Below are 20178 nucleotides of genomic sequence, written 5' to 3' on the forward strand. Positions count from 1 at the left end.
TCTAGTTTGTTAACTCTATATTAACTGGTAATACCTTTTTTAGTTTATAAGAGTTATTTTTTATTACTGCTTGAATACCGAAAATATTAATTATATCTCCTCTTCTTGCTTTAGAAAGTGCTTTTTTGGCTGCTGCATTTAATTTAGAACCATTTACAATTATTGCTAATTGACCTGGCACTTTTACTTTAAAGCTTGTTACTCTTAAATCTAAGTCGAATAAGAAATCTGGCAAACCTGCACCTATTGGCGTATTTGCTAAACCAGATTTAGGCATTCTTACTGTCCCAAATTGTCCTCTTACTGTTCCCATTGCTGCTGGTATATCTTTAATTCTGAACACAGTTTTTGTGTTTACATTTTTACCATCTGCTAATTTTGCAGAAACATTAATACTAACTGTATTTCCTGCTTTTGGTCTCATCATGTATTTACCAGAACCAGTTTTTTGCAATCCTGGTGCACTTGCTCTAACATCTTTATCTGGCACACCTGGTAAAGAAATAGATATAGGATTTGATAAACCTCTATATACTACATTCATTTTATCTGCAGATACAACAGGCGCGTTTGGTTTAGAAATTACAGAATAAGAACTTTTAAAAGGAACCGGAACTTCTTCTCCGTTTTCCATAAAGTAAATTGTTCCTTTAATATCTTTTTCTCCAACACTACCAGCTCTTAAATCTAAAACTACGCTACCATCTTTAAAGTTATCGTATTTTTTACCATTTAATTCTACTCTACTAGGTTTTAAGCTTGGGTCATACCTTCCTAAAACAACACTTCCTGTAACTTTATCACCAGGATAAAAAGCATTCTTATCAAGTTGTACAACACCATTATAATTAGACATAGAAACTTCACTTTCTAATTGTCCGCCTAATAAATCTGAAATTATATCGCTTTCAGTATTTTTTACATCAGCTTGTATTTGTGTAAAGTTTGTTAATGAAGCTACCATCGGAAAACCTTCATACCTTGCTCTTAAAAATGGAATTTCTTTCCCTGTTTCTTGATCTACTACATCGTCTGTAGAAAACCTGTTATTTAAGACAGGTGCAAATTTACTATCAGATCCTAATGCATTTAAAACATTATTTCTGTAACCATCCATTTTATCTAAAAACTCTTGCCCTTCTGCTGTATAATTGTCTCCTTTAAAGAAATAAGCATCTAACCAATCTGTTTTGTCCATCTCTTCATAATTGTCTTTATCTTCTATATCTGCAGTCATTTTAGACTTTAAATCTGCTAAATATTGATAAAACTCAGAAGAGTATTCTTTTACTTTGTCTGCTTTCTGCTTTAATGGTCCAAATTTTTCTGGTTGTTCAGAAGCCTTTGTTGCCAAATTTGTATAAGCTAAAGCATTTTTTTCTGCTGTAGAAAGGTTGTTTTCTACTAATTTTTCGTTCATAAATCCAAAAGCAGATAAAACTTCTTTACTCATATTCATTGCTAACATTGCAATAAATACAAGATACATTAAGTTAATCATCTTCTGTCTTGCGGACATTTTTCCTCCTGCCATTCTAATTAGTTTTTAAGTTAAATATACATTAGTGAAACTAATTATTTGTTTGACATTGCAGATAGCATGTTACCATATACTCCGTTTAAAGAAGACAAGTTGCTTGCTAAAGCTTTCATTTGCTCGTGTAATCTTTCTGTATTTTCTACAACAGAAGTATTTAATTCTGCTTGTTTGCTTGTATTTTCTACCTGAACTTTGTATAAATTATTTAAAGACTCCATTTGTAATGCAGCTTTAGACATTTCTTCGTTATATTTATTGGTAGAAGCAACAGAACCAGATGCTGCAGATAATCCTTCTGCTGCATTTTGAAAGTTTTTCATGCTAGAACCTAAACTTGCCATTAAGTTAGAATCTATTTTTGCTTCTTGTAATAAACTATCTAATTTTTGAGAAAGCATTCCTTCTGCTCCTAATTTTTTAGTTTCTTTTTTAGAAGAAATTCCTCCTTCTGCTAATTCTGGATAAACTTTAGACCAATCTAAATCTTCTTCTGGTGCATCAAAAGCAGAAATTAAGAATACTATCGCTTCTGCAATTAAACCAATTGTTAGCATTAAACCACCTGTAATTGGCCCGATATTTATATGTTGAATCTTGAATAAAGCTCCAATAATTACTACTGCTGCTCCAATTCCGTAAACGAAATTCATTCCTTTTTTGTACGCTCTTGACTGTGCCATTTTTCTTTAAATTAATTTAGGGGTTTTTATTATTATTTATTTCCTGTTCCGATATAGTTTTGAACGGTTCTAAAACCAATGTAGCTTCTTGCAGTATCTGCATATTCATAATCTCTAGAACTTACTTCTAAAAAGTATGCTACATCTTTCCATGAACCACCTCTTACAATTTTTCTTTTATTTTTTCTATCCTCAACATTAGGGTTCATTGTAGAAGCCATGTAGTAAGAAGATAAGTTATATGCTGTATTTGTCCACTCAGAAACATTACCAGCCATATTGTACAAACCGTAATCGTTTGCATTAAAAGACTTAGCTTCCATAGTATATAAAGCACCGTCTACAGCATAGTTACCTCTAACAGGCTTAAAGTTTGCTAAAAAGCAACCTCTATCACTAGTTGTTCCTCCTGTTCCCCATGGATATGTTGCAAATTCTAAACCTCCACGTGCAGCATATTCCCATTCTGCTTCTGTAGGCAATCTAAAATCTGGTACTTGAGTAGCGTTTTTTCTTCCTTTTAAATAATCATTTTTCTTTTTAGTTCTCCAATTACAGAAAGCATTTGCTTGCTCCCAAGTTATACCAACAACAGGGTAATCTCCATAAGATTGGTGATAAAAATAATCTTGGTGCATAGGATCATTGTAAGAATAATTAAAATCTTTTACCCAAGCAGTTGTATCTGGGTAAATATTTAAAACTTCAGTTTGAACAAAATCTTTTCTATTCCCTCCTTTTCTTGCTGCATTATCTCTATCAAACCAAGAATATCTATACTTTAAGAATTTAGGATTAAAAGTTCTAATACCGTCAACAGCTTCTTCTCTACTAATATATAGAGAATCCATTACCTCTACATAATCAATATCTGGATATTCTTCTTTTTTCCAAACTAATTCAGTTTCCCAATTTAATGGTTTTATAGAATCGATACCATCGCCTAAGCTCCAGTAGTTTTCATACATATATCTTTGGTAAGGTGTTGCATCTGTGGTATCTACTGTAGCAAAAGCATACTCATGTATTCCACCAGAAGGTAAAGCTCCATCAGGATTTGGAGTAGCACTTAAAGCGGCAAACTCTGCTTGATATCCCAATCTTGTTCTTACGATAGAATCTCTAACCCAATGAACAAATTCTTTGTATTCATTGTTAGTAACTTCAGTTTCATCCATATAATAAGGCCTAACAGTAACTGTTTTTGTTGGTGCATTCATAGTACCAATAATATCTTGATCTTGCTTACCCATTGTAAATGAACCACCAGGAATTAAAGCCATACCGTATGGTTTTTCTGAAAACCATTTCTTCTTAACTTTAACACCCACCAACTCTCCTCTATCATTAGAGCCACAACTGTAAATTACTGCTAATAAAAGTGCAAATATTGCTGCTTTCTTCATATTCTGTTTATATCTTAACTAAAAGTTCGTAAACCTATTATTTTTTTTGTTAAAAAACAATATTGAAATCGCATTTAACGTATTCATTTTTTTATAATCTTGTAAACTATACCATCTTTTTCATTGCTTTATACCATTTTTCTGGTATAATTTGCTTGGTTGCTTCTGTATAATCTTGATATGTACATGGTATTAACGCATGTCTTTTGTATTTATTATTTGACAAAATATTTATTTCTACCCACCATCTACCAGATTTATTACTCTTGTAAAAAGTTAAAGGTTCATCATCATCAAATAAAACTGTAAATTTCTGATAATTTTCTTTACCGGAAAATGGATAATCTTTTACTCTGTAGTTAACTCCTTCTATAAAATACCAAATAATTTGTGCGATTAAATGTGCTGTTTGATTGTTATTATCTAGCTTAGAATTGTATTCGTAAATACCAAAAGACGAAACTTTATCGCTAATACCTGCATATCTAGAAATTGCACAAAGTTCTTGACCGTAAAATCCGTTTGGAGAGGCATTATTATTAGCGGGTGCTTCACTTTGTCGAATAGCACCAATATCTATAGAAACAATATCTGCATTTCTAAATGCTGGCTCTATATTTTCTAATTCTTTAGATTTCCCTAATCGATACGCATCAAAAAATAAATTATCTAACAATGCTATTTCTTCTTGCGAGTTAAAATAGGTTTGGTACCCAACGTTGCAGTAATTAAATAAATTATTAGGCTCTTGCATAATAATTTTACTTAAGTAAGATTGAGAACTTAATTCGCCTTCTAAATTACCTAAATCGAATCTACTATCTACAGCCGTAATATTTACAGATTGCTCTAGCTCGTCATAAGCTCTGTAATTTACGTAAGTAATATCTTGACCACCGCCAATAATAACAGGAATAATGTTTTCTTTGATTAAAGAAGTTATAATCTCTTTAACGGCAAAATAAGTATCAGAAACCTTATTACCTTTTTCTACATTTCCTAAATCTACAATATTTGTGTGCCAATTTCCTGGAAATAATTGATAAAACTTTTCTCTGATTTTAAACAAATCTTCACCACAACCAAAGTTGTTATGTGAATTTCGATCTTCTTTTACTCCGAAAATAGCTATTTGAACATTTTCTAAATCAGGAAAGCCTTCTTCTTTAGAATGAATTTGAATATGTTGCCCCAAACATGACTGAGATTGCTGCAATAAACTTGCAACAACCGAATCTTTTATAGGGGTTAAAAAGTCTTGGCTCATCAATTTTTTATAAATAAAGTATGCAAGATACTAACTAATTATTTCTTCTTTGTCGTTTTTTTAGCTGTAGTTTTCTTTTTGGCTGCTGATTTTTTCTTTGCTGCCTTTTTCTTAGGTGCTTTAGCTTCTATCATTTTGATAGCTTCTGCTTTGGTTAGTTTTTCTATGGCTGTAGTTTTAGGTAATTCAATTTTAATTTTACCTTTTATTACATTAAAACGACCCCATCTTGCTTTTTCAACTCGAATACCTTCGTCTTCCCAATTATGAATAACTTTATCTATTTCTTTTTGCTTTTTCACCTCGATTAACTCAACAATATCATCATCAGATAAATTATCGAAATCGTATTTTTTATTTACGTTGATAAACATTGAGTTCCATTTAATAAATGGCCCAAAACGCCCAACACCTTTTTGTACTGGTAAATCTTCGTAATGATAAATTGGCGCATCTGCTTTTTGCTTAGCAACAATTAATTCTTCTGCTCTTGGCAAATCTACTTCCATCGGGTTCTCTCCTTTATCAAGAGAAACAAACATTTTTCCGAAACGGATGTATGGCCCAAAACGACCATTAGAAACAATAACTTCTTCGCCTTCGTATGTACCTAAAGTTTTTGGTAACAAAAATAATTCTAAAGCTTCTTCTAAAGTAATTGTACCTAATTGCTGATCTTTGTTAAGACTCGCAAATTGTTTTTCTTCGTCTTCTGGCGCACCAATTTGCGCTATAGGACCAAATTTACCCAAACGTACTAAAACTGTTTTGCCAGACTCTGGATGTTTACCTAAAATACGTTCTCCGGATTCTCTTTCTGCATTTTCCTTTACATCTTCAACATTATCATGAAATTTGATATAGAAACTTTTAATCATTTCTATCCAATCTTCATCTCCTTCAGAAATATCATCAAAAGAATTTTCTACTCGAGCTGTAAATCCGAAGTCTAAAATATTAGAAAAATTAGCTACCAAAAAGTCGTTTACAATATTACCAATATCTGTTGGCACTAATTTGTTTTTATTAGAACCTGTTTTTTCTGATAACGTTTCGCTTTTTACGGCACCATTAGCTAAAATTAATTGCTGATATTCTCTTTCTATACCTTCGTTTTGTCCTTTTTCTATATAACCTCTTCTTTGAACCGTAGAAATTGTTGGTGCATACGTAGATGGTCTACCAATACCTAATTCTTCTAATTGTTTTACCAAAGAAGCTTCTGTAAATCTGTATGGCGGACTAGTAAAACGCTGTGTTGCGTTTATAAATGTATATTCTAAAGCATCGTTTACTTTTAAATTTGGCAACATACCAGCTTGTTCTTCACCATCTTCATCATCATTACCTTCTAAATAAACCTTTAAGAAACCTTCAAACTTAATCATCTCTCCGTTTGCAGTAAAGATTTTATCGTTTTCAGAATTTTCTATTTTAACGTTTGTACGCTCTAATTGTGCATCGCTCATTTGAGACGCCAATGTTCTTTTCCAGATTAAATCATACAATCTATTTTGATCGTATTCTGTATCTATAGAATGCATTTTCATGTTTGTTGGCCTAATCGCTTCGTGAGCTTCTTGGGCTCCTTTTGCTTTCGATTTAAAAACACGTTGCTTACTATATTCTTTTCCGTAATAATTGCTTATTTCTTCTTCGGCAGCATTTCTTGCGTCTACAGATAAGTTCACACTATCTGTTCTCATATAAGTAATTAAACCGGCTTCATACAAACGCTGTGCTACTTGCATTGTTTTACCTACCGGAAACCCTAACTTTCTTGATGCTTCTTGTTGTAATGTAGAAGTTGTAAACGGTGCTGCCGGAGATTTTTTTGCAGGTTTTTTAGTTAAATCTGCAATTTTAAAACCTGCATTTGCACAAGAATTTAAGAAACTTTCTGCCGCTTTTTTAGAGTCGAAGTTTTTTGGTATTGTTGCTTTAAAAGATTTTCCTTCTAAATTAGAAAACTGTGCTACTACTTTATAATGTGTAGCTGGTTTAAAATCTAAAATACTACGTTCTCTTTCTACAATTAACCTTACAGCAACAGATTGAACCCTACCTGCAGATAATCCTCCTTTTACTTTACGCCATAAAACTGGCGATAATTCGTAACCAACAAGCCTATCTAAAACTCTACGCGCTTGTTGTGCGTTCACCATATTATAATCTATATCTCTAGGATTATCAACCGCTTTTAAAATGGCATTTTTAGTAATTTCATGAAAAACGATACGTTTTGTGTTATCGTCTTTTAAATCTAACTGCTCTTTTAAGTGCCACGCAATAGCTTCTCCTTCTCGATCCTCATCACTTGCTAACCAAACAGTGTCTGCTTTTTTCGCTAAAGTTCTTAACTTTTTTACAACGGGTTTTTTATCGTCTGATACTATATATTTAGGACTAAAGTCTCCATCTACATCAATTCCTAATTCTTTAGAAGGTAAGTCTGCAATGTGCCCATAGCTAGACTCTACTTGAAAATCTTTTCCTAAAAATTTTTCTATCGTCTTCGCTTTAGCTGGTGACTCTACAATTACTAAATTCTTTGCCATTTATCTTTCTGTTTTCGTAATTAATGCAATCGAAATCGCACTTTATCCAACTGCAAAAGTATGTAGTTTTTTTTATTAATTCTTTTTTTAGTTTCTTTTTACATCATTTTTAATACAAAAAGACCTTTAAAATCAACTTAAATTTACATTAATTACACTTTTATATTCTGTTTTATAAATTTTATTTTTTTGATTTATTTTGAAGTATATCAAAGTAAATCTTAAAAACAGGATTCAAAAGATTGAATAAAAATTAGAAAAAATGAATGTTCTTTATATTTCTGTTAATTTATAATTGATAATTATTTGTTTTCTGCCAATTTGTCATTCAATTTGAATTTTGGTTGTATATTTGCATCTCATTTTTTGAATTATGGAGCAAATCGAAAAAGTAATAGACGAAAGAATACAAGGTAAAGCACTTGTTACAGAAAATAAAGAACAAAACACTAAAAAATTATTTATTGAAAGCTACGGTTGTCAAATGAATATGAATGATAGTGAAATTGTTGCTGCTATTTTAGACAAGCAAGGTTATAATACAACCCAAATATTAGAAGAAGCAGACTTGGTTTTGGTGAACACATGTTCTATCCGAGAAAAAGCAGAAACTACTGTTCGTAAACGTTTACAAAAATACAATAGAGTAAAAAGAGAATCTAATAAAAATATGAAAGTAGGCGTTTTAGGCTGTATGGCAGAACGTCTAAAAGAAAAATTTTTAGAAGAAGAAAAAATTGTAGACTTAGTTGTAGGCCCAGATGCTTATAAAGATTTACCTAACTTATTAGAAGAAGTTAATGAAGGTAGAGATGCCGTAAATGTAATTTTATCTAAAGAAGAAACTTACGGAGATATTGCACCTGTTCGTTTAAATTCTAACGGTGTATCTGCATTTGTTTCTATCACCAGAGGTTGCGATAATATGTGTACTTTTTGCGTAGTTCCTTTTACACGTGGTAGAGAAAGAAGTAGAGACCCTAAAAGTATTTTAGAAGAAATTGGTCAAATGGTAGATCAAAATTATAAAGAAATTACTTTGCTTGGTCAAAACGTAGATAGTTATTTATGGTATGGCGGTGGTTTAAAGAAAGATTTTAAAAAAGCTTCTGAAATGGCACAAGCCACTGCAGTTGGTTTTGCAGAGTTGTTAGATATTTGTGCTACTAAATTTCCAAAAACTCGTTTTCGTTTTTCTACATCGAATCCGCAAGACATGCATTTAGACGTTATTCATGTAATGGCTAAACATAAAAATATTTGTAAATATTTACACTTACCTGTTCAAAGCGGAAGTAACGCCATGCTAAAAGCAATGAACAGACAACATACTAGAGAAGAATATATGGAGCTGGTTGACAATATTTTTAAAATTGTACCAGAAATGTCTTTATCTCAAGATATGATTGTTGGTTTCTGCGGAGAAACAGAGCAAGATCATCAAGATACTTTAGACTTAATGAGATATGTAAAATACGATTTTGGTTTTATGTTTTCTTATTCTGAAAGACCAGGTACTTTAGCCGGTAACAAAATGGAAGATGATGTACCGCAAGAAGTTAAAAAAAGAAGATTACAAGAGGTTATAGATTTACAACAAGAACATGCCTTATACAGAACTCAACAACATTTAGGTAAAGTAGAAGAGTTTTTAATTGAAGGTACATCTAAGAAAAACCCTAACGAATGGAAAGGTAGAAATACCCAAAACACCGTTGCTGTTTTTGATAAAGGAAACTATAAATTAGGAGACTTTGTAATGGTTAAAATAGAAGATTGTACTTCTGCAACCTTAAAAGGAACTGTTATTGGGTATTCTGATAATAATTAATTTTTAGAAAAGAAATCTAGAGATAGGTTTTAAGAAAAATCTTATCTCTTTATTCTTTTTTCTCTATTCTAAGAAAAAGAAAATGGAAAACTTACAAGCAATCAAACAACGTTTTGGCATAATTGGTAACGATTTGCAACTTAATAGAGCTTTAGAAAAAGCAGTAAGAGTTGCACCTACAGATATTTCTGTATTAGTTACCGGAGAAAGTGGTGTTGGTAAAGAAAGTATTCCTAAAATAATACACTCTTTATCTCATAGAAAACATGCAAAATACATTGCTGTAAACTGTGGTGCAATACCAGAAGGAACTATTGATAGCGAACTTTTTGGTCACGAAAAAGGATCTTTTACAGGTGCTACACAAGACAGAAAAGGATACTTTGAAGTAGCTGACGGTGGTACCATATTTTTAGATGAAGTTGGTGAGTTACCTTTAACAACCCAAGTAAGATTATTACGTGTTTTAGAAAACGGAGAGTTTATAAAAGTTGGTTCTTCTAAAACTTTAAAAACGAACGTTAGAATTGTAGCTGCAACTAACGTAAATATGCAAGCAGCTATAGAAAAAGAACGTTTTAGAGAAGATTTGTATTACAGATTAAGCACTGTAGAAATTCAATTACCTGCCTTAAGAGATCGTAATGAAGATATTCATTTATTATTTCGAAAATTTGCAGCAGATTTTGCTCAGAAATATAGAATGCCTTCTATTCGATTAGATGAAAATGCAGTAAATGTTTTATTAAACTATCGCTTTCCGGGTAACATTCGTCAGTTAAAAAACTTAGCAGAACAAATTTCTGTAATCGAAGAAAGTAGAACCATTACAGCTTCTAAGCTAAACCAATACTTACCAAATAACAACGGTAATTTACCAGCAGTTGTTGGTGGTAAAAAAGAAAATGATTTTTCTACGGAAAGAGACATTATGTACAAGATTTTGTTTGACATGAGAAACGACATTAACGATTTAAAAAAGTTAACGTTAGATTTAATGAAAAACGGAGATATAGAACAAGTACAAGAAGAAAATCATCAATTATTAGAAAAAATTTATAGCGATAAAGAATTAAAAGAACACGATATCGAAGTTCTAAATATTCCGCAAAATAATTCTGAAGACAAAGAATACGATTTTATAGAAACTATAGAAGAAGATGAATCTTTATCATTACAAGACAAAGAAATTGAAATGATAAAAAAATCTTTAGAAAAGAACAATAATAAAAGAAAACTTGCTGCTAAAGAACTAGGTATTTCTGAAAGAACATTGTACAGAAAAATTAAACAATACGATTTATAATTATGAAAAAATTAATTTATACAGTACTTTTTACAATTAGTTCTTTTTTATTAATTGGTTGCGGAATTTACGGTTTTACAGGTGGTGATGTTGGTAATGCAAAAACAATTCAAGTAGATTTTTTTCCTAATCAAGCCCAATTAATAGAGCCAACTTTAAGTCAGCAATTCACAAACGAATTACAAGATTTATTCACAAGGCAAACAAATTTAACATTAACGCCAAATAACGGAGACTTGCATTTCAGCGGAGAAATTACAAGTTACAGAATTGCGCCTATGAGTGCAACATCTGCGCAAACTTCTGCCCAAAACAGGTTAACAATTACCGTAAACGTTAGATATATTAATAATACGGATGAGAAAAAAGATTTCGAAAAATCGTTTTCATTCTATTCTGATTATCCAGCAACATCTCAATTAACCGGCAGCGTGCAAGAAGCAGCTTTTGAAGAAATTATAGACAGAATTACGCAAGATATTTTCAATGCTTCTGTTGGTAAATGGTAAACTAAATTTTAAATATTGAAATCTTCTACATTCATACAAATCGCCAAAGGCAAAACAGATATTCAGCAGATAGAAACTGCCGAATTAAAATCTGTAATCGAAGAATTTCCTTATTTTCAAGCAGCAAGAGCTTTGTATTTAAAAGGCTTAAAAAATCAAGACAGTTTTAAGTATAATAATGAGTTAAAATTAACGGCAGCATATACAACAGACAGAACTGTTTTATTTAATTACATAACATCTTTTAAAAGTGAAATTTCTAAAGAAGAAACTATTCACGAACAAATTTCATCTAAACTAGAAAACAATCATCAAAAAGAAACTATTCTTTCTGTTAATGCTGATGAAGAAACGAATACAACAACGATTATTGATAAGGCAGAAGAAAATTTAGAAATAGGCAAACCATTGTCATTCTCTAACTCAGAAAGTCACTCTTTTCAACAATGGCTACAATTATCTACTAAAAAAGCAATTGTAAGAACAGAAAAAAAACCAGTAAAAAAGACAATCAAAGCAGAAGATATTATTAATAAATTTATTAAAAATAATCCTAAAATAGAACCTTTAGAAAAAGGAAAAACGATTGCTGTACCAGTTACAAAAAACAAACAAGACGCTGCTTTAATGACAGAAACTTTAGCCAAAGTTTATCTAGAACAAAAGAAGTATGAAAACGCAATACAAGCTTATCGAATTTTAAGTTTGAAATATCCAGAAAAAAGTGGTTTCTTTGCAGACCAAATTAAAAGAATACAAATTTTACAAAAAAATAAATCATGAGTTATACAGCTTTTTTAATCCTTATTTTGATTGTAGCAGTAGCTTTAATCCTAATTGTTATGGTACAAAACCCTAAAGGTGGAGGATTATCTTCTTCTTTTGGTGGCGGTGGTGCACAATCTTTAGGTGGTGTACAAAACACAAACAACTTTTTAGACAGAACAACTTGGACGTTGGCAATTGCTATGTTTGCTTTAATTTTATTAGCAAATTTTGCAATTCCTAGAGATGGCGATAATAATTTTCAATTAGACAATACTTTAGACGGTGTAGAAACTACAACGCCAGCAGAACCAACTACAAGCACAAACGATAGTTTAAAATAACTATTATTTATAAAATTTAAAATGCCAACGTAAATGACACGTTGGCATTTTTTTTTGCGCAAAAATCAGCTTAATTATTTCTAATATTGAAAAAATGTCAGTTATAATCTAATGGCATAATTTCTGACTATTATGAAAGTATAAAAAAATTAATTTAATCAATAAAACGTATTAAAAATGGGATTAAACATTAAACCTTTAGCAGACAGAGTTCTTGTAGAACCTGCACCTGCAGAAACAAAAACAGCTTCCGGATTAATCATTCCAGACAATGCAAAAGAAAAGCCACAACAAGGTACAGTTGTAGCCATAGGTAATGGTAAAATAGACGAGCCATTAACTGTAAAAGTTGGTGATACTGTTTTATACAGTAAATATGGCGGAACAGACCTTAAACTAGAAGGTAAAGATTATTTAATGATGCGCGAATCTGATATTTTAGCGATCATATAAATAATGCTATTTGCTTTTGACTATTTACCTAAAGCAAAGAACAATAAAGTAAAAACAAATTATTTTAGCTAAAAGCCTAGAGCCAAAGCTAAAATCAAAAAATAAAAACAATGGCAAAAGATATAAAATTTGATATTGAAGCAAGAGATGGTTTAAAACGCGGTGTAGATGCATTGGCAAATGCCGTAAAAGTAACTTTAGGACCTAAAGGAAGAAATGTAATTATTTCTAAATCTTTTGGTGCACCAACTGTAACTAAAGACGGTGTTTCTGTTGCAAAAGAAGTTGAATTAGAAAATGAGCTTGAAAACATGGGAGCTCAAATGGTAAAAGAAGTTGCATCTAAAACAAACGATTTAGCTGGTGATGGTACAACAACGGCTACTGTTTTAGCACAAGCAATTGTAAAAGAAGGCTTAAAAAATGTTGCTGCAGGCGCAAATCCTATGGATTTAAAACGCGGAATTGACAAAGCTGTAGAAGCAATTGTTACAGATTTAGAAAAGCAAACTCAAAAAGTTGGTAATTCATCAGAAAAAATACAACAAGTAGCTTCTATTTCTGCAAATAACGATGCAGTTATAGGAGATTTAATTGCTACTGCTTTTGGTAAAGTTGGTAAAGAAGGTGTAATTACTGTAGAAGAAGCTAAAGGAACAGATACTTATGTAGATGTTGTAGAAGGTATGCAGTTTGATAGAGGTTATTTATCGCCATACTTTGTTACAGATGCCGATAAAATGATTGCAGATTTAGAAAATCCTTATGTATTATTATTCGATAAGAAGATTTCTAACTTACAAGAAATTTTACCAATCTTAGAACCAGTTTCTCAATCTGGTAGACCTTTATTAATTATTGCTGAAGATGTAGATGGACAAGCATTGGCAACTTTAGTAGTAAACAAATTAAGAGGTGGATTAAAAATTGCAGCTGTTAAAGCACCTGGTTTTGGAGACAGAAGAAAAGCAATGTTAGAAGACATCGCTATTTTAACTGGCGGAACTGTAATCTCTGAAGAAAGAGGATTCTCTTTAGAAAACGCAACTTTAGATTTATTAGGTACAGCAGAAAGCATTACTATTGATAAAGATAATACTACAATTGTAAATGGTTCTGGTGATGCAGATACTATTAAAACAAGAGTTAGTCAAATAAAAGCTCAGATAGAAACTACAACATCAGACTACGACAAAGAAAAATTACAAGAACGTTTAGCTAAATTAGCTGGTGGTGTTGCTGTATTATATGTTGGTGCTGCCTCTGAAGTAGAAATGAAAGAGAAGAAAGACAGAGTTGATGATGCTTTACATGCAACAAGAGCTGCTGTAGAAGAAGGTATTGTTGCTGGTGGTGGTGTTGCCTTAGTTCGTGCTAAAAAAGTATTAGAAAAATTAGCTACAGAAAACTTAGATGAAACAACAGGTGTACAAATTGTTAACAAAGCAATTGAGGCTCCTTTAAGAACTATTGTAGAAAACGCTGGTGGCGAAGGTTCTGTTGTAATAAACAAAGTTTTAGAAGGTAAAAAAGACTTTGGTTATGATGCAAAATCAGATCAATATGTAAATATGTTAGATGCTGGTATTATCGATCCTAAAAAAGTAACTCGTGTAGCTTTAGAAAACGCAGCTTCTGTTGCTGGAATGATTTTAACTACAGAATGTGCTTTAATTGATATTAAAGAAGATGCACCTGCAGGTGGCGGAATGCCTCCAATGGGTGGTGGAATGCCAGGAATGATGTAGTAACATACTTCTACAAATAAATTCATCTTTTATCATTTTGATTTTAAAGAGAAATATTAAATAAAAAAATCCGTTAGAATTCATTTTCTAACGGATTTTTAATTTTAATAAAATATCGATTAACCTCGAGAACACATTGCGTCCCAAGTTGTCCAGAATTTCACATTAACACCTCCCATTAAAGGTTTTTCATCGGCTATTAAACCAACAAAAGAGGCACAATTAGCATTACAGCCAATTACATTTTTACTACCAGATTGTGCAGGAACATTAACTCTCATAGGTGGGTTTGTAGATGAATTTAATGCAGTAACTTCAATATTAAAGTCTCCTGATAAATTTGGAGTTTTAATTTGTTTTGTAGGGTTTTCTGAAGTTATTGTATCACTCCAACTTCCTTGAGAAAATGTAACCGACCAACCTTTTACAACATTTGCTGTATCATTTTGTGGCGATATATAAACCCAAAACTGAGCTCCTCCTCCTAATTTAACTTCATTTTCAATATTTGCAATTACAGACATAATAAATTGTTTTTATAGTTTCTTACTCTTTTGTAGGTTTTTCAGATTCCACCTTTTTAGAGTTGTAAAATTGAAATAAAACAATTGATAATTTTAGCGTGTAATTACTCTTTTTATAAATTCTAGTACTTGTACTTAAGTAAAATACCCCATCAATTATGATGAGGTATTTATACTTTATAGTTAAAATTTAATTACATTTTTTGCAACCAAGTTTTAATATCTACTTCTGCTTTTATAATATCTTTTAAATCAGAAATTTTAACACGCTTTTGCTCCATGGTGTCTCTATGTCTTATTGTAACAGATTTATCTTCTAAAGAATCATGATCTACTGTTATACAAAACGGTGTACCTGCAGCATCTTGTCTTCTGTAACGTTTACCAACGGCATCTTTTTCATCATAAAAAACATTAAAATCCCATTTTAAGTCATCCATAATTTGCCTTGCAACTTCTGGTAAACCGTCTTTTTTAACTAACGGAAATATTGCTGCTTTAAAAGGCGCTAAAACTGCTGGTAATTTTAAAACTGTTCTTGTTGTACCATTTTCTAAAGCTTCTTCTTGTAAAGAATTAGAAAAAACAGCTAAAAACATTCTGTCTAAACCAATAGAAGTTTCTACTACATAAGGTGTGTAATTTTTGTTCTCTTCGTGATCGAAATATTGTAATTTCTTACCAGAAAATTCTTCATGAGCTTTTAAGTCGAAATCTGTTCTAGAATGAATTCCTTCTAATTCTTTAAATCCGAAAGGAAACTTAAATTCGATATCTGCAGCAGCATCTGCATAATGAGCTAATTTATCATGATCATGAAAACGGTAATTATCTGCACCCATACCTAATGATAAATGCCATTTTAAACGCGTTTCTTTCCATTGATTATACCATTCTTTTTGTGTACCAGGTTTCACAAAAAATTGCATTTCCATTTGTTCAAACTCACGCATTCTAAAAATAAATTGTCTTGCAACAATTTCATTTCTAAATGCTTTACCAGTTTGAGCAATTCCGAAAGGAATTTTCATTCGTCCGGTTTTCTGAACATTTAAAAAATTCACAAAAATACCTTGTGCAGTTTCTGGTCTTAAATATACTTGTGTAGAACTATCGGCTGAAGCACCAATTTGAGTACCAAACATTAAGTTAAACTGCTTAACTTCTGTCCAGTTTTTAGAACCTGTTAACGGGTCTGCAATTTCTAATTCTTCAATTAATAATTTAACATCAGCTAAATCTTCATTTTCTAAAGATTTACCCATTCTAGATAAAATAGTATTAATTTTTTCTTGATAACCAAGAACTCTACCATTAGTAGCTAAAAATTCTTCTTTATTAAATGCATCACCAAAACGTTTTGCAGCTTTTGTTACTTCCTTGTTTATTTTACCTTCAATTTTGGCACAATAATCTTCTATTAAAACATCTGCTCTATATCTTTTTTTAGAATCTTTATTATCAATTAAAGGATCATTAAATGCATCTACATGGCCAGAAGCTTTCCAAGTTGTTGGGTGCATTAAAATAGATGCATCTATACCAACAATATTTTCGTGCATTTGCACCATTGCTTTCCACCAATAATCTCTAATATTTTTCTTTAACTCAACACCATTTTGAGCATAATCGTAAACCGCACTTAAACCGTCATAAATTTCAGATGATTGAAATACATAACCATATTCTTTAGCGTGCGATAATACTTTTTTAAATTGATCTTCTTGTTTTGCCATAATGGCGACAAAGATAAACGTTTAGACAACTTTTTCAAGAAAAAAATAATTTCATTTTAACAAAAATAGTAGGTTATTATTCCGATTAATCATAGTCAATCTTAAAAATCAAACTAAAAAAAATAAAGTATCTTTAATAAAAAAAAGCGAACAAGGAAAAATGAAATTTTTAAAGGATTTATTACATCTTTTTTATCCTGAAATTTGTGCAAATTGCCAAAATCAATTGCTTAGAAATGAAACCATATTGTGTTTATTATGTAGACACGATTTACCTTTAACTAATTTTGATAGTTATACTGATAATAAAATTACCAACTCTTTTAAAGGTAGAGTTTTAATTGAAAAAGCAAATGCATTATTATTTTTCAGAAAAAAAAGTATTACAAAAAATTTAATTCACGAGCTTAAATATAAAAACAATGAAGATATTGGCTTGTTTTTTGGAAATTGGCTTGGTGAAGTATTAGCAAATAATAAAGAATTTTCTAAAATAGACTGCATTGTTCCTGTACCTATTCACGCTAAAAGAAAACGTAAAAGAGGTTATAACCAAGTTACCAAATTTGGTGAGACTTTAAGCAAACATTTAAACATACCGTTGGTTGAAGGTGTTTTAATACGGAATTTAGACACTAAAACACAAACCCGAAAAAGTAGGTTTGAACGATTTAACAATTTAGAAGCTAAATTTGAAATTACAGACAATTCAATTTTAAAAAATAAACACATTTTAATTATAGATGATGTAATTACAACAGGAGCAACAATAGAGGCTTGCGCAAAAGAACTTTTAAAATCTACCGGAATTAAAATTAGCATTTTAGCAATGGCTTACACAGATTAAATTTTGTGATTTATTTTGAAAAATAAATTGTTAATTTGTAGAAAATTTACTTTTGTGAAATTCATTTATAAATCTCTTTTTTTTATTGTTCTTGCTACTTTAATAGTTAGTTGTGCAAAAACAGGTAGACCAGATGGCGGACCTAAAGATGAAAAGGCTCCTTTGTTTGTAAGCTCTAATCCGCCTTACAAAACAATCAACTTTAATAAAAAAGAAGTTAAATTAGAGTTTAACGAGTTTATAAAACTAAAAGATTTAAACAAACAATTAGTTGTTTCTCCGCCGTTAAAAAATCCATTATTAGTAACACCTCAAGGAGCAGCTAGTAAGTTTTTAAAAATAGAAATCTTAGATACTTTAGCAAAAAACACAACTTACATTTTTAACTTTGGTAATGCTATCGAAGATAATAATGAAAACAACAAATTAGAACAATTTAAATACATCTTTTCTACAGGAAGTTATATTGATTCTCTTGAAACATCGGGAACTATTAAAGACGCTTTTTTAAACAAAAAACCAAAAAACACAAGTGTTGTATTGTATAAGTTAGACAGTACTTACACAGATTCTATAATTTACAAACAAAAACCAAATTACGTAACTACTGCTATAGACACAACCACTTTTAGGTTTACAAATTTAAAAGAAGGAAAATATCTTTTAATGGCATTAGAAGAATCTACTAGCGATTATATTTTTAATCCTAAATTAGATAAAATTGGTTTTTATACAGACACAATTACATTACCAAAAGATAGTATTATTAATATACCTATTACACTTTTTAAAGAAAAACAACCTTACGCTTTTAAAAGGGCTAAAGAAATTACAAAAGGTAAAATAGAATTTGGATACGAAGGTGAAATAAAAGATTTTAAAGTTTCTCTATTATCAAAAGTTCCAGAAGATTTTAAGAGCATTTCAAAGTTCGAAACAGATAAAGATACTTTAAACTATTGGTATACACCTTTAGAATTAGACTCACTTAATTTTCTAGTTACTAATGATATTTTTATAGATACAGTAACAGTTAAATTTAGAAAGAAAAAACTAGATTCTTTAACTCTAAAACCTTCTGTTGGTGGCACCTTACAATTTAGAGACACCTTTTTCATAAAAAGTAACAACCCGATTACAAAATTAGATACCAGTAAAATTTCACTTATAGATAAAGATACAATTGCAGTAAATTACTCGAGTTTTCTTTCTAAAAAAGAAAACAAAATTGGTTTTATATTTAAGAAAAATCAAAAAGAAAACTACACATTAAAAGCATTACCAGGAAGTTTTACTGATATTTATAATATTGAAAACGACACCTTAAATTATAATTTTAAAACTTTAGAGTTAGAAGATTATGGTAAAATTACCTTAAACGTTGTAAATCAAGATTCAGAAAACTTAATTATTGATTTACTAGCTGGCAAAGATTTTGATCAAATTGTTGAAAGAAAATATTTAAACAAAACAGAAAAATTGGTTTTTACACTTTTAGAACCCAATACTTATATGGTTAGGGCAATAATTGATAAAAACAATAATAAAAAGTGGGACACTGGAAACTTTTTATTAAGACAAAAGCCAGAAAACATTATTTATTATCAAGAAGAGCTAAAAGTAAGAGCTAACTATTTTTTAGAGGGTAACACATTCATAGTTAAAAACTTAAAATAATCTTGCAACTGTAAAAAATTTATTTATCTTTGTTTTTTTACTTTTAAGACCCCTAAATCTTGAGAACCCCTATAACAATTATTTTTGTAATTGTTTTTATTCTAGAATTTAAGGCGCAGCATTACACACACGATATCGGTGGTTTTGTTGGCACCACTAGTTTACAAACAGATTACGGTGAGAGAAACCATTTTGGAAGCGAGTATAACAACAAAGGTATGTCTTTTGCTGTTGCTCATTATCTTCATTTTTTCAACAGAACATTGCGTTGGGATCCTAATGATATAATGAGAAATCACTTAATGGTTAAGACAGAAATTCAGTATGTAAAAAATACCGAGTTAGAACATCATGGCTATTGGGCTTCTAAACAAAGTTATGGTGGCGAGCAACTAAGAGCCATGAAAGGAAGTATAAGAATGATAAATTTAGGTTTGCATTTAGAATACTTTTTAAGACCTCTAGAAGAATTTGTTTATCCTTACACAGATATTTCTTTCAATCCATTTTTTACTTTTGGTATTCAGTATTCATTTTACAACAACAGTTTAAAATCTGAACTTGGTAATTGGCAAGAAGATATAGCGGTCTTACCTAAAAAATATACAGAAGAAAATTCTTTAGATATTGGTAGCGGAGAAGCTTTTGCTTTTAATATTGGTTTAGGAACCAGATATAAACTTACTGAAAAACTAGACTTATCTGCTCAATTTAATTATTCTTATTTCTTTTCTGACACAATAGATGGGTTAAAAGCAGAAGTTTTTGAAAATAGAAACAATGAATGGGCATTAACCATGCAAGTTGGTTTAATATATCACCTTAACTTTAGCACTCCGTTATTCTACTAAAGCTAATAATATCTTTATTAAATTGAATAAAAGCACTATAAATCGATATGGTTTTTTTTATTTGATATGAAGATATTTAGTCAAAAAATACTATCATATTATTTTAAAAAATTAAGATTCAGTATAAAATAGTTTT

General features: G+C 30.6%; 17 protein-coding genes. 10 read left to right on the plus strand and 7 right to left on the minus strand.

Annotated elements, in window-relative coordinates; genetic code table 11:
- Window position 1 precedes the first annotated feature (1 nt).
- The 5 genes from gldM to topA all read right to left on the minus strand — a co-directional run bounded on the left by gldM (window position 2) and on the right by topA (window position 7451).
- Window positions 2–1534 carry a gliding motility protein GldM gene (gene gldM, locus WG950_RS07185; protein WP_340935195.1) on the minus strand — a complete coding sequence of 511 codons (1533 nt, stop codon included), beginning with the start codon at window positions 1532–1534 and terminating at the stop codon, window positions 2–4.
- A 41-nt stretch (window positions 1535–1575) separates the two neighbouring features.
- Window positions 1576–2220 carry a gliding motility protein GldL gene (gldL, locus tag WG950_RS07190; RefSeq protein ID WP_077811061.1) on the minus strand — a complete coding sequence of 215 codons (645 nt, stop codon included), beginning with the start codon at window positions 2218–2220 and terminating at the stop codon, window positions 1576–1578.
- A gap of 32 nt (window positions 2221–2252) precedes the next feature.
- Window positions 2253–3626 (minus strand): gliding motility lipoprotein GldK, encoded by a 1374-nt coding sequence (gene gldK / locus WG950_RS07195; RefSeq protein ID WP_340935198.1) that lies wholly within the window; start codon window positions 3624–3626, stop codon window positions 2253–2255.
- 106 nt (window positions 3627–3732) lie between these two features.
- On the minus strand, window positions 3733–4893 hold the full coding sequence (locus WG950_RS07200) for a formimidoylglutamase (RefSeq protein ID WP_340935200.1): 1161 nt from the start codon (window positions 4891–4893) through the stop codon (window positions 3733–3735).
- Window positions 4894–4931: 38 nt separating this feature from the next.
- Window positions 4932–7451, minus strand: coding sequence for a type I DNA topoisomerase (topA, locus tag WG950_RS07205; protein WP_340935202.1), 2520 nt, complete (start codon window positions 7449–7451; stop codon window positions 4932–4934).
- A 373-nt stretch (window positions 7452–7824) separates the two neighbouring features.
- Between topA and miaB the strand changes: the two genes are divergently transcribed.
- From miaB to groL, 7 genes are all read left to right on the plus strand, one after another.
- The gene (miaB, locus tag WG950_RS07210; protein ID WP_079738088.1) at window positions 7825–9282 is read left to right on the plus strand and encodes a tRNA (N6-isopentenyl adenosine(37)-C2)-methylthiotransferase MiaB; all 1458 of its coding nucleotides are present in this window, start codon (window positions 7825–7827) and stop codon (window positions 9280–9282) included.
- An 82-nt stretch (window positions 9283–9364) separates the two neighbouring features.
- Window positions 9365–10588 carry a sigma-54 interaction domain-containing protein gene (locus tag WG950_RS07215; protein ID WP_077811056.1) on the plus strand — a complete coding sequence of 408 codons (1224 nt, stop codon included), beginning with the start codon at window positions 9365–9367 and terminating at the stop codon, window positions 10586–10588.
- 2 nt (window positions 10589–10590) lie between these two features.
- Window positions 10591–11097, plus strand: a complete 507-nt coding sequence (locus WG950_RS07220) for an LptE family protein (protein WP_077811055.1) — start codon at window positions 10591–10593, stop codon at window positions 11095–11097.
- 15 nt (window positions 11098–11112) lie between these two features.
- Entirely contained in the window at window positions 11113–11880 is a 768-nt protein-coding gene (locus tag WG950_RS07225; RefSeq protein ID WP_340935205.1) for a hypothetical protein, read from the plus strand.
- The gene (gene secG, locus WG950_RS07230; RefSeq protein ID WP_077811053.1) at window positions 11877–12206 is read left to right on the plus strand and encodes a preprotein translocase subunit SecG; all 330 of its coding nucleotides are present in this window, start codon (window positions 11877–11879) and stop codon (window positions 12204–12206) included. The genes WG950_RS07225 and secG overlap by 4 nt, the downstream gene beginning before the upstream one ends.
- 177 nt (window positions 12207–12383) lie before the next feature.
- Window positions 12384–12659, plus strand: coding sequence for a co-chaperone GroES (locus tag WG950_RS07235; RefSeq protein ID WP_077811052.1), 276 nt, complete (start codon window positions 12384–12386; stop codon window positions 12657–12659).
- A 110-nt stretch (window positions 12660–12769) separates the two neighbouring features.
- The gene (gene groL / locus WG950_RS07240; RefSeq protein WP_077811051.1) at window positions 12770–14407 is read left to right on the plus strand and encodes a chaperonin GroEL; all 1638 of its coding nucleotides are present in this window, start codon (window positions 12770–12772) and stop codon (window positions 14405–14407) included.
- A 119-nt stretch (window positions 14408–14526) separates the two neighbouring features.
- Here groL and WG950_RS07245 read toward each other — a convergent pair whose 3' ends face one another.
- A complete protein-coding gene (locus WG950_RS07245) occupies window positions 14527–14931 on the minus strand; it encodes a hypothetical protein (RefSeq protein ID WP_340935209.1) in 405 nt (134 codons plus the stop codon).
- Window positions 14932–15125: 194 nt separating this feature from the next.
- A complete protein-coding gene (locus WG950_RS07250) occupies window positions 15126–16667 on the minus strand; it encodes a glycine--tRNA ligase (protein ID WP_340935210.1) in 1542 nt (513 codons plus the stop codon).
- 160 nt (window positions 16668–16827) lie between these two features.
- Here WG950_RS07250 and WG950_RS07255 point away from each other — a divergent pair, with 160 nt between their 5' ends.
- Genes WG950_RS07255 through WG950_RS07265 form a run of 3 tightly spaced genes read left to right on the plus strand, consistent with a single transcriptional unit; the run spans window position 16828 to window position 20042 of the window.
- Window positions 16828–17514 carry a ComF family protein gene (locus WG950_RS07255; protein ID WP_340935212.1) on the plus strand — a complete coding sequence of 229 codons (687 nt, stop codon included), beginning with the start codon at window positions 16828–16830 and terminating at the stop codon, window positions 17512–17514.
- Between the two features lie 54 nt (window positions 17515–17568).
- Entirely contained in the window at window positions 17569–19191 is a 1623-nt protein-coding gene (locus WG950_RS07260; RefSeq protein WP_340935214.1) for an Ig-like domain-containing protein, read from the plus strand.
- Between the two features lie 59 nt (window positions 19192–19250).
- Window positions 19251–20042, plus strand: a complete 792-nt coding sequence (locus WG950_RS07265) for a THC0290_0291 family protein (RefSeq protein ID WP_077811047.1) — start codon at window positions 19251–19253, stop codon at window positions 20040–20042.
- Window positions 20043–20178: the final 136 nt, after the last annotated feature.

Origin of the sequence: Polaribacter marinaquae (assembly GCF_038019025.1) — a bacterium.
In the GTDB taxonomy this organism is placed as follows: Bacteria; Bacteroidota; Bacteroidia; order Flavobacteriales; family Flavobacteriaceae; genus Polaribacter; species Polaribacter marinaquae.

Excerpts from the sequence above, each read along its gene's own strand:
- WG950_RS07255 (WP_340935212.1), top strand. The coding sequence starts at position 16,828 with ATGAAATTTTTAAAGGATTTATTACATCTTTTTTATCCTGAAATTTGT.
- gldK (WP_340935198.1), bottom strand. The coding sequence starts at position 3,626 with ATGAAGAAAGCAGCAATATTTGCACTTTTATTAGCAGTAATTTACAGT.
- WG950_RS07245 (WP_340935209.1), bottom strand. The coding sequence starts at position 14,931 with ATGTCTGTAATTGCAAATATTGAAAATGAAGTTAAATTAGGAGGAGGA.
- WG950_RS07215 (WP_077811056.1), top strand. The coding sequence starts at position 9,365 with ATGGAAAACTTACAAGCAATCAAACAACGTTTTGGCATAATTGGTAAC.
- WG950_RS07220 (WP_077811055.1), top strand. The coding sequence starts at position 10,591 with ATGAAAAAATTAATTTATACAGTACTTTTTACAATTAGTTCTTTTTTA.
- secG (WP_077811053.1), top strand. The coding sequence starts at position 11,877 with ATGAGTTATACAGCTTTTTTAATCCTTATTTTGATTGTAGCAGTAGCT.
- miaB (WP_079738088.1), top strand. The coding sequence starts at position 7,825 with ATGGAGCAAATCGAAAAAGTAATAGACGAAAGAATACAAGGTAAAGCA.
- gldL (WP_077811061.1), bottom strand. The coding sequence starts at position 2,220 with ATGGCACAGTCAAGAGCGTACAAAAAAGGAATGAATTTCGTTTACGGA.
- WG950_RS07200 (WP_340935200.1), bottom strand. The coding sequence starts at position 4,893 with ATGAGCCAAGACTTTTTAACCCCTATAAAAGATTCGGTTGTTGCAAGT.
- gldM (WP_340935195.1), bottom strand. The coding sequence starts at position 1,534 with ATGGCAGGAGGAAAAATGTCCGCAAGACAGAAGATGATTAACTTAATG.
- WG950_RS07250 (WP_340935210.1), bottom strand. The coding sequence starts at position 16,667 with ATGGCAAAACAAGAAGATCAATTTAAAAAAGTATTATCGCACGCTAAA.
- WG950_RS07235 (WP_077811052.1), top strand. The coding sequence starts at position 12,384 with ATGGGATTAAACATTAAACCTTTAGCAGACAGAGTTCTTGTAGAACCT.
- topA (WP_340935202.1), bottom strand. The coding sequence starts at position 7,451 with ATGGCAAAGAATTTAGTAATTGTAGAGTCACCAGCTAAAGCGAAGACG.
- groL (WP_077811051.1), top strand. The coding sequence starts at position 12,770 with ATGGCAAAAGATATAAAATTTGATATTGAAGCAAGAGATGGTTTAAAA.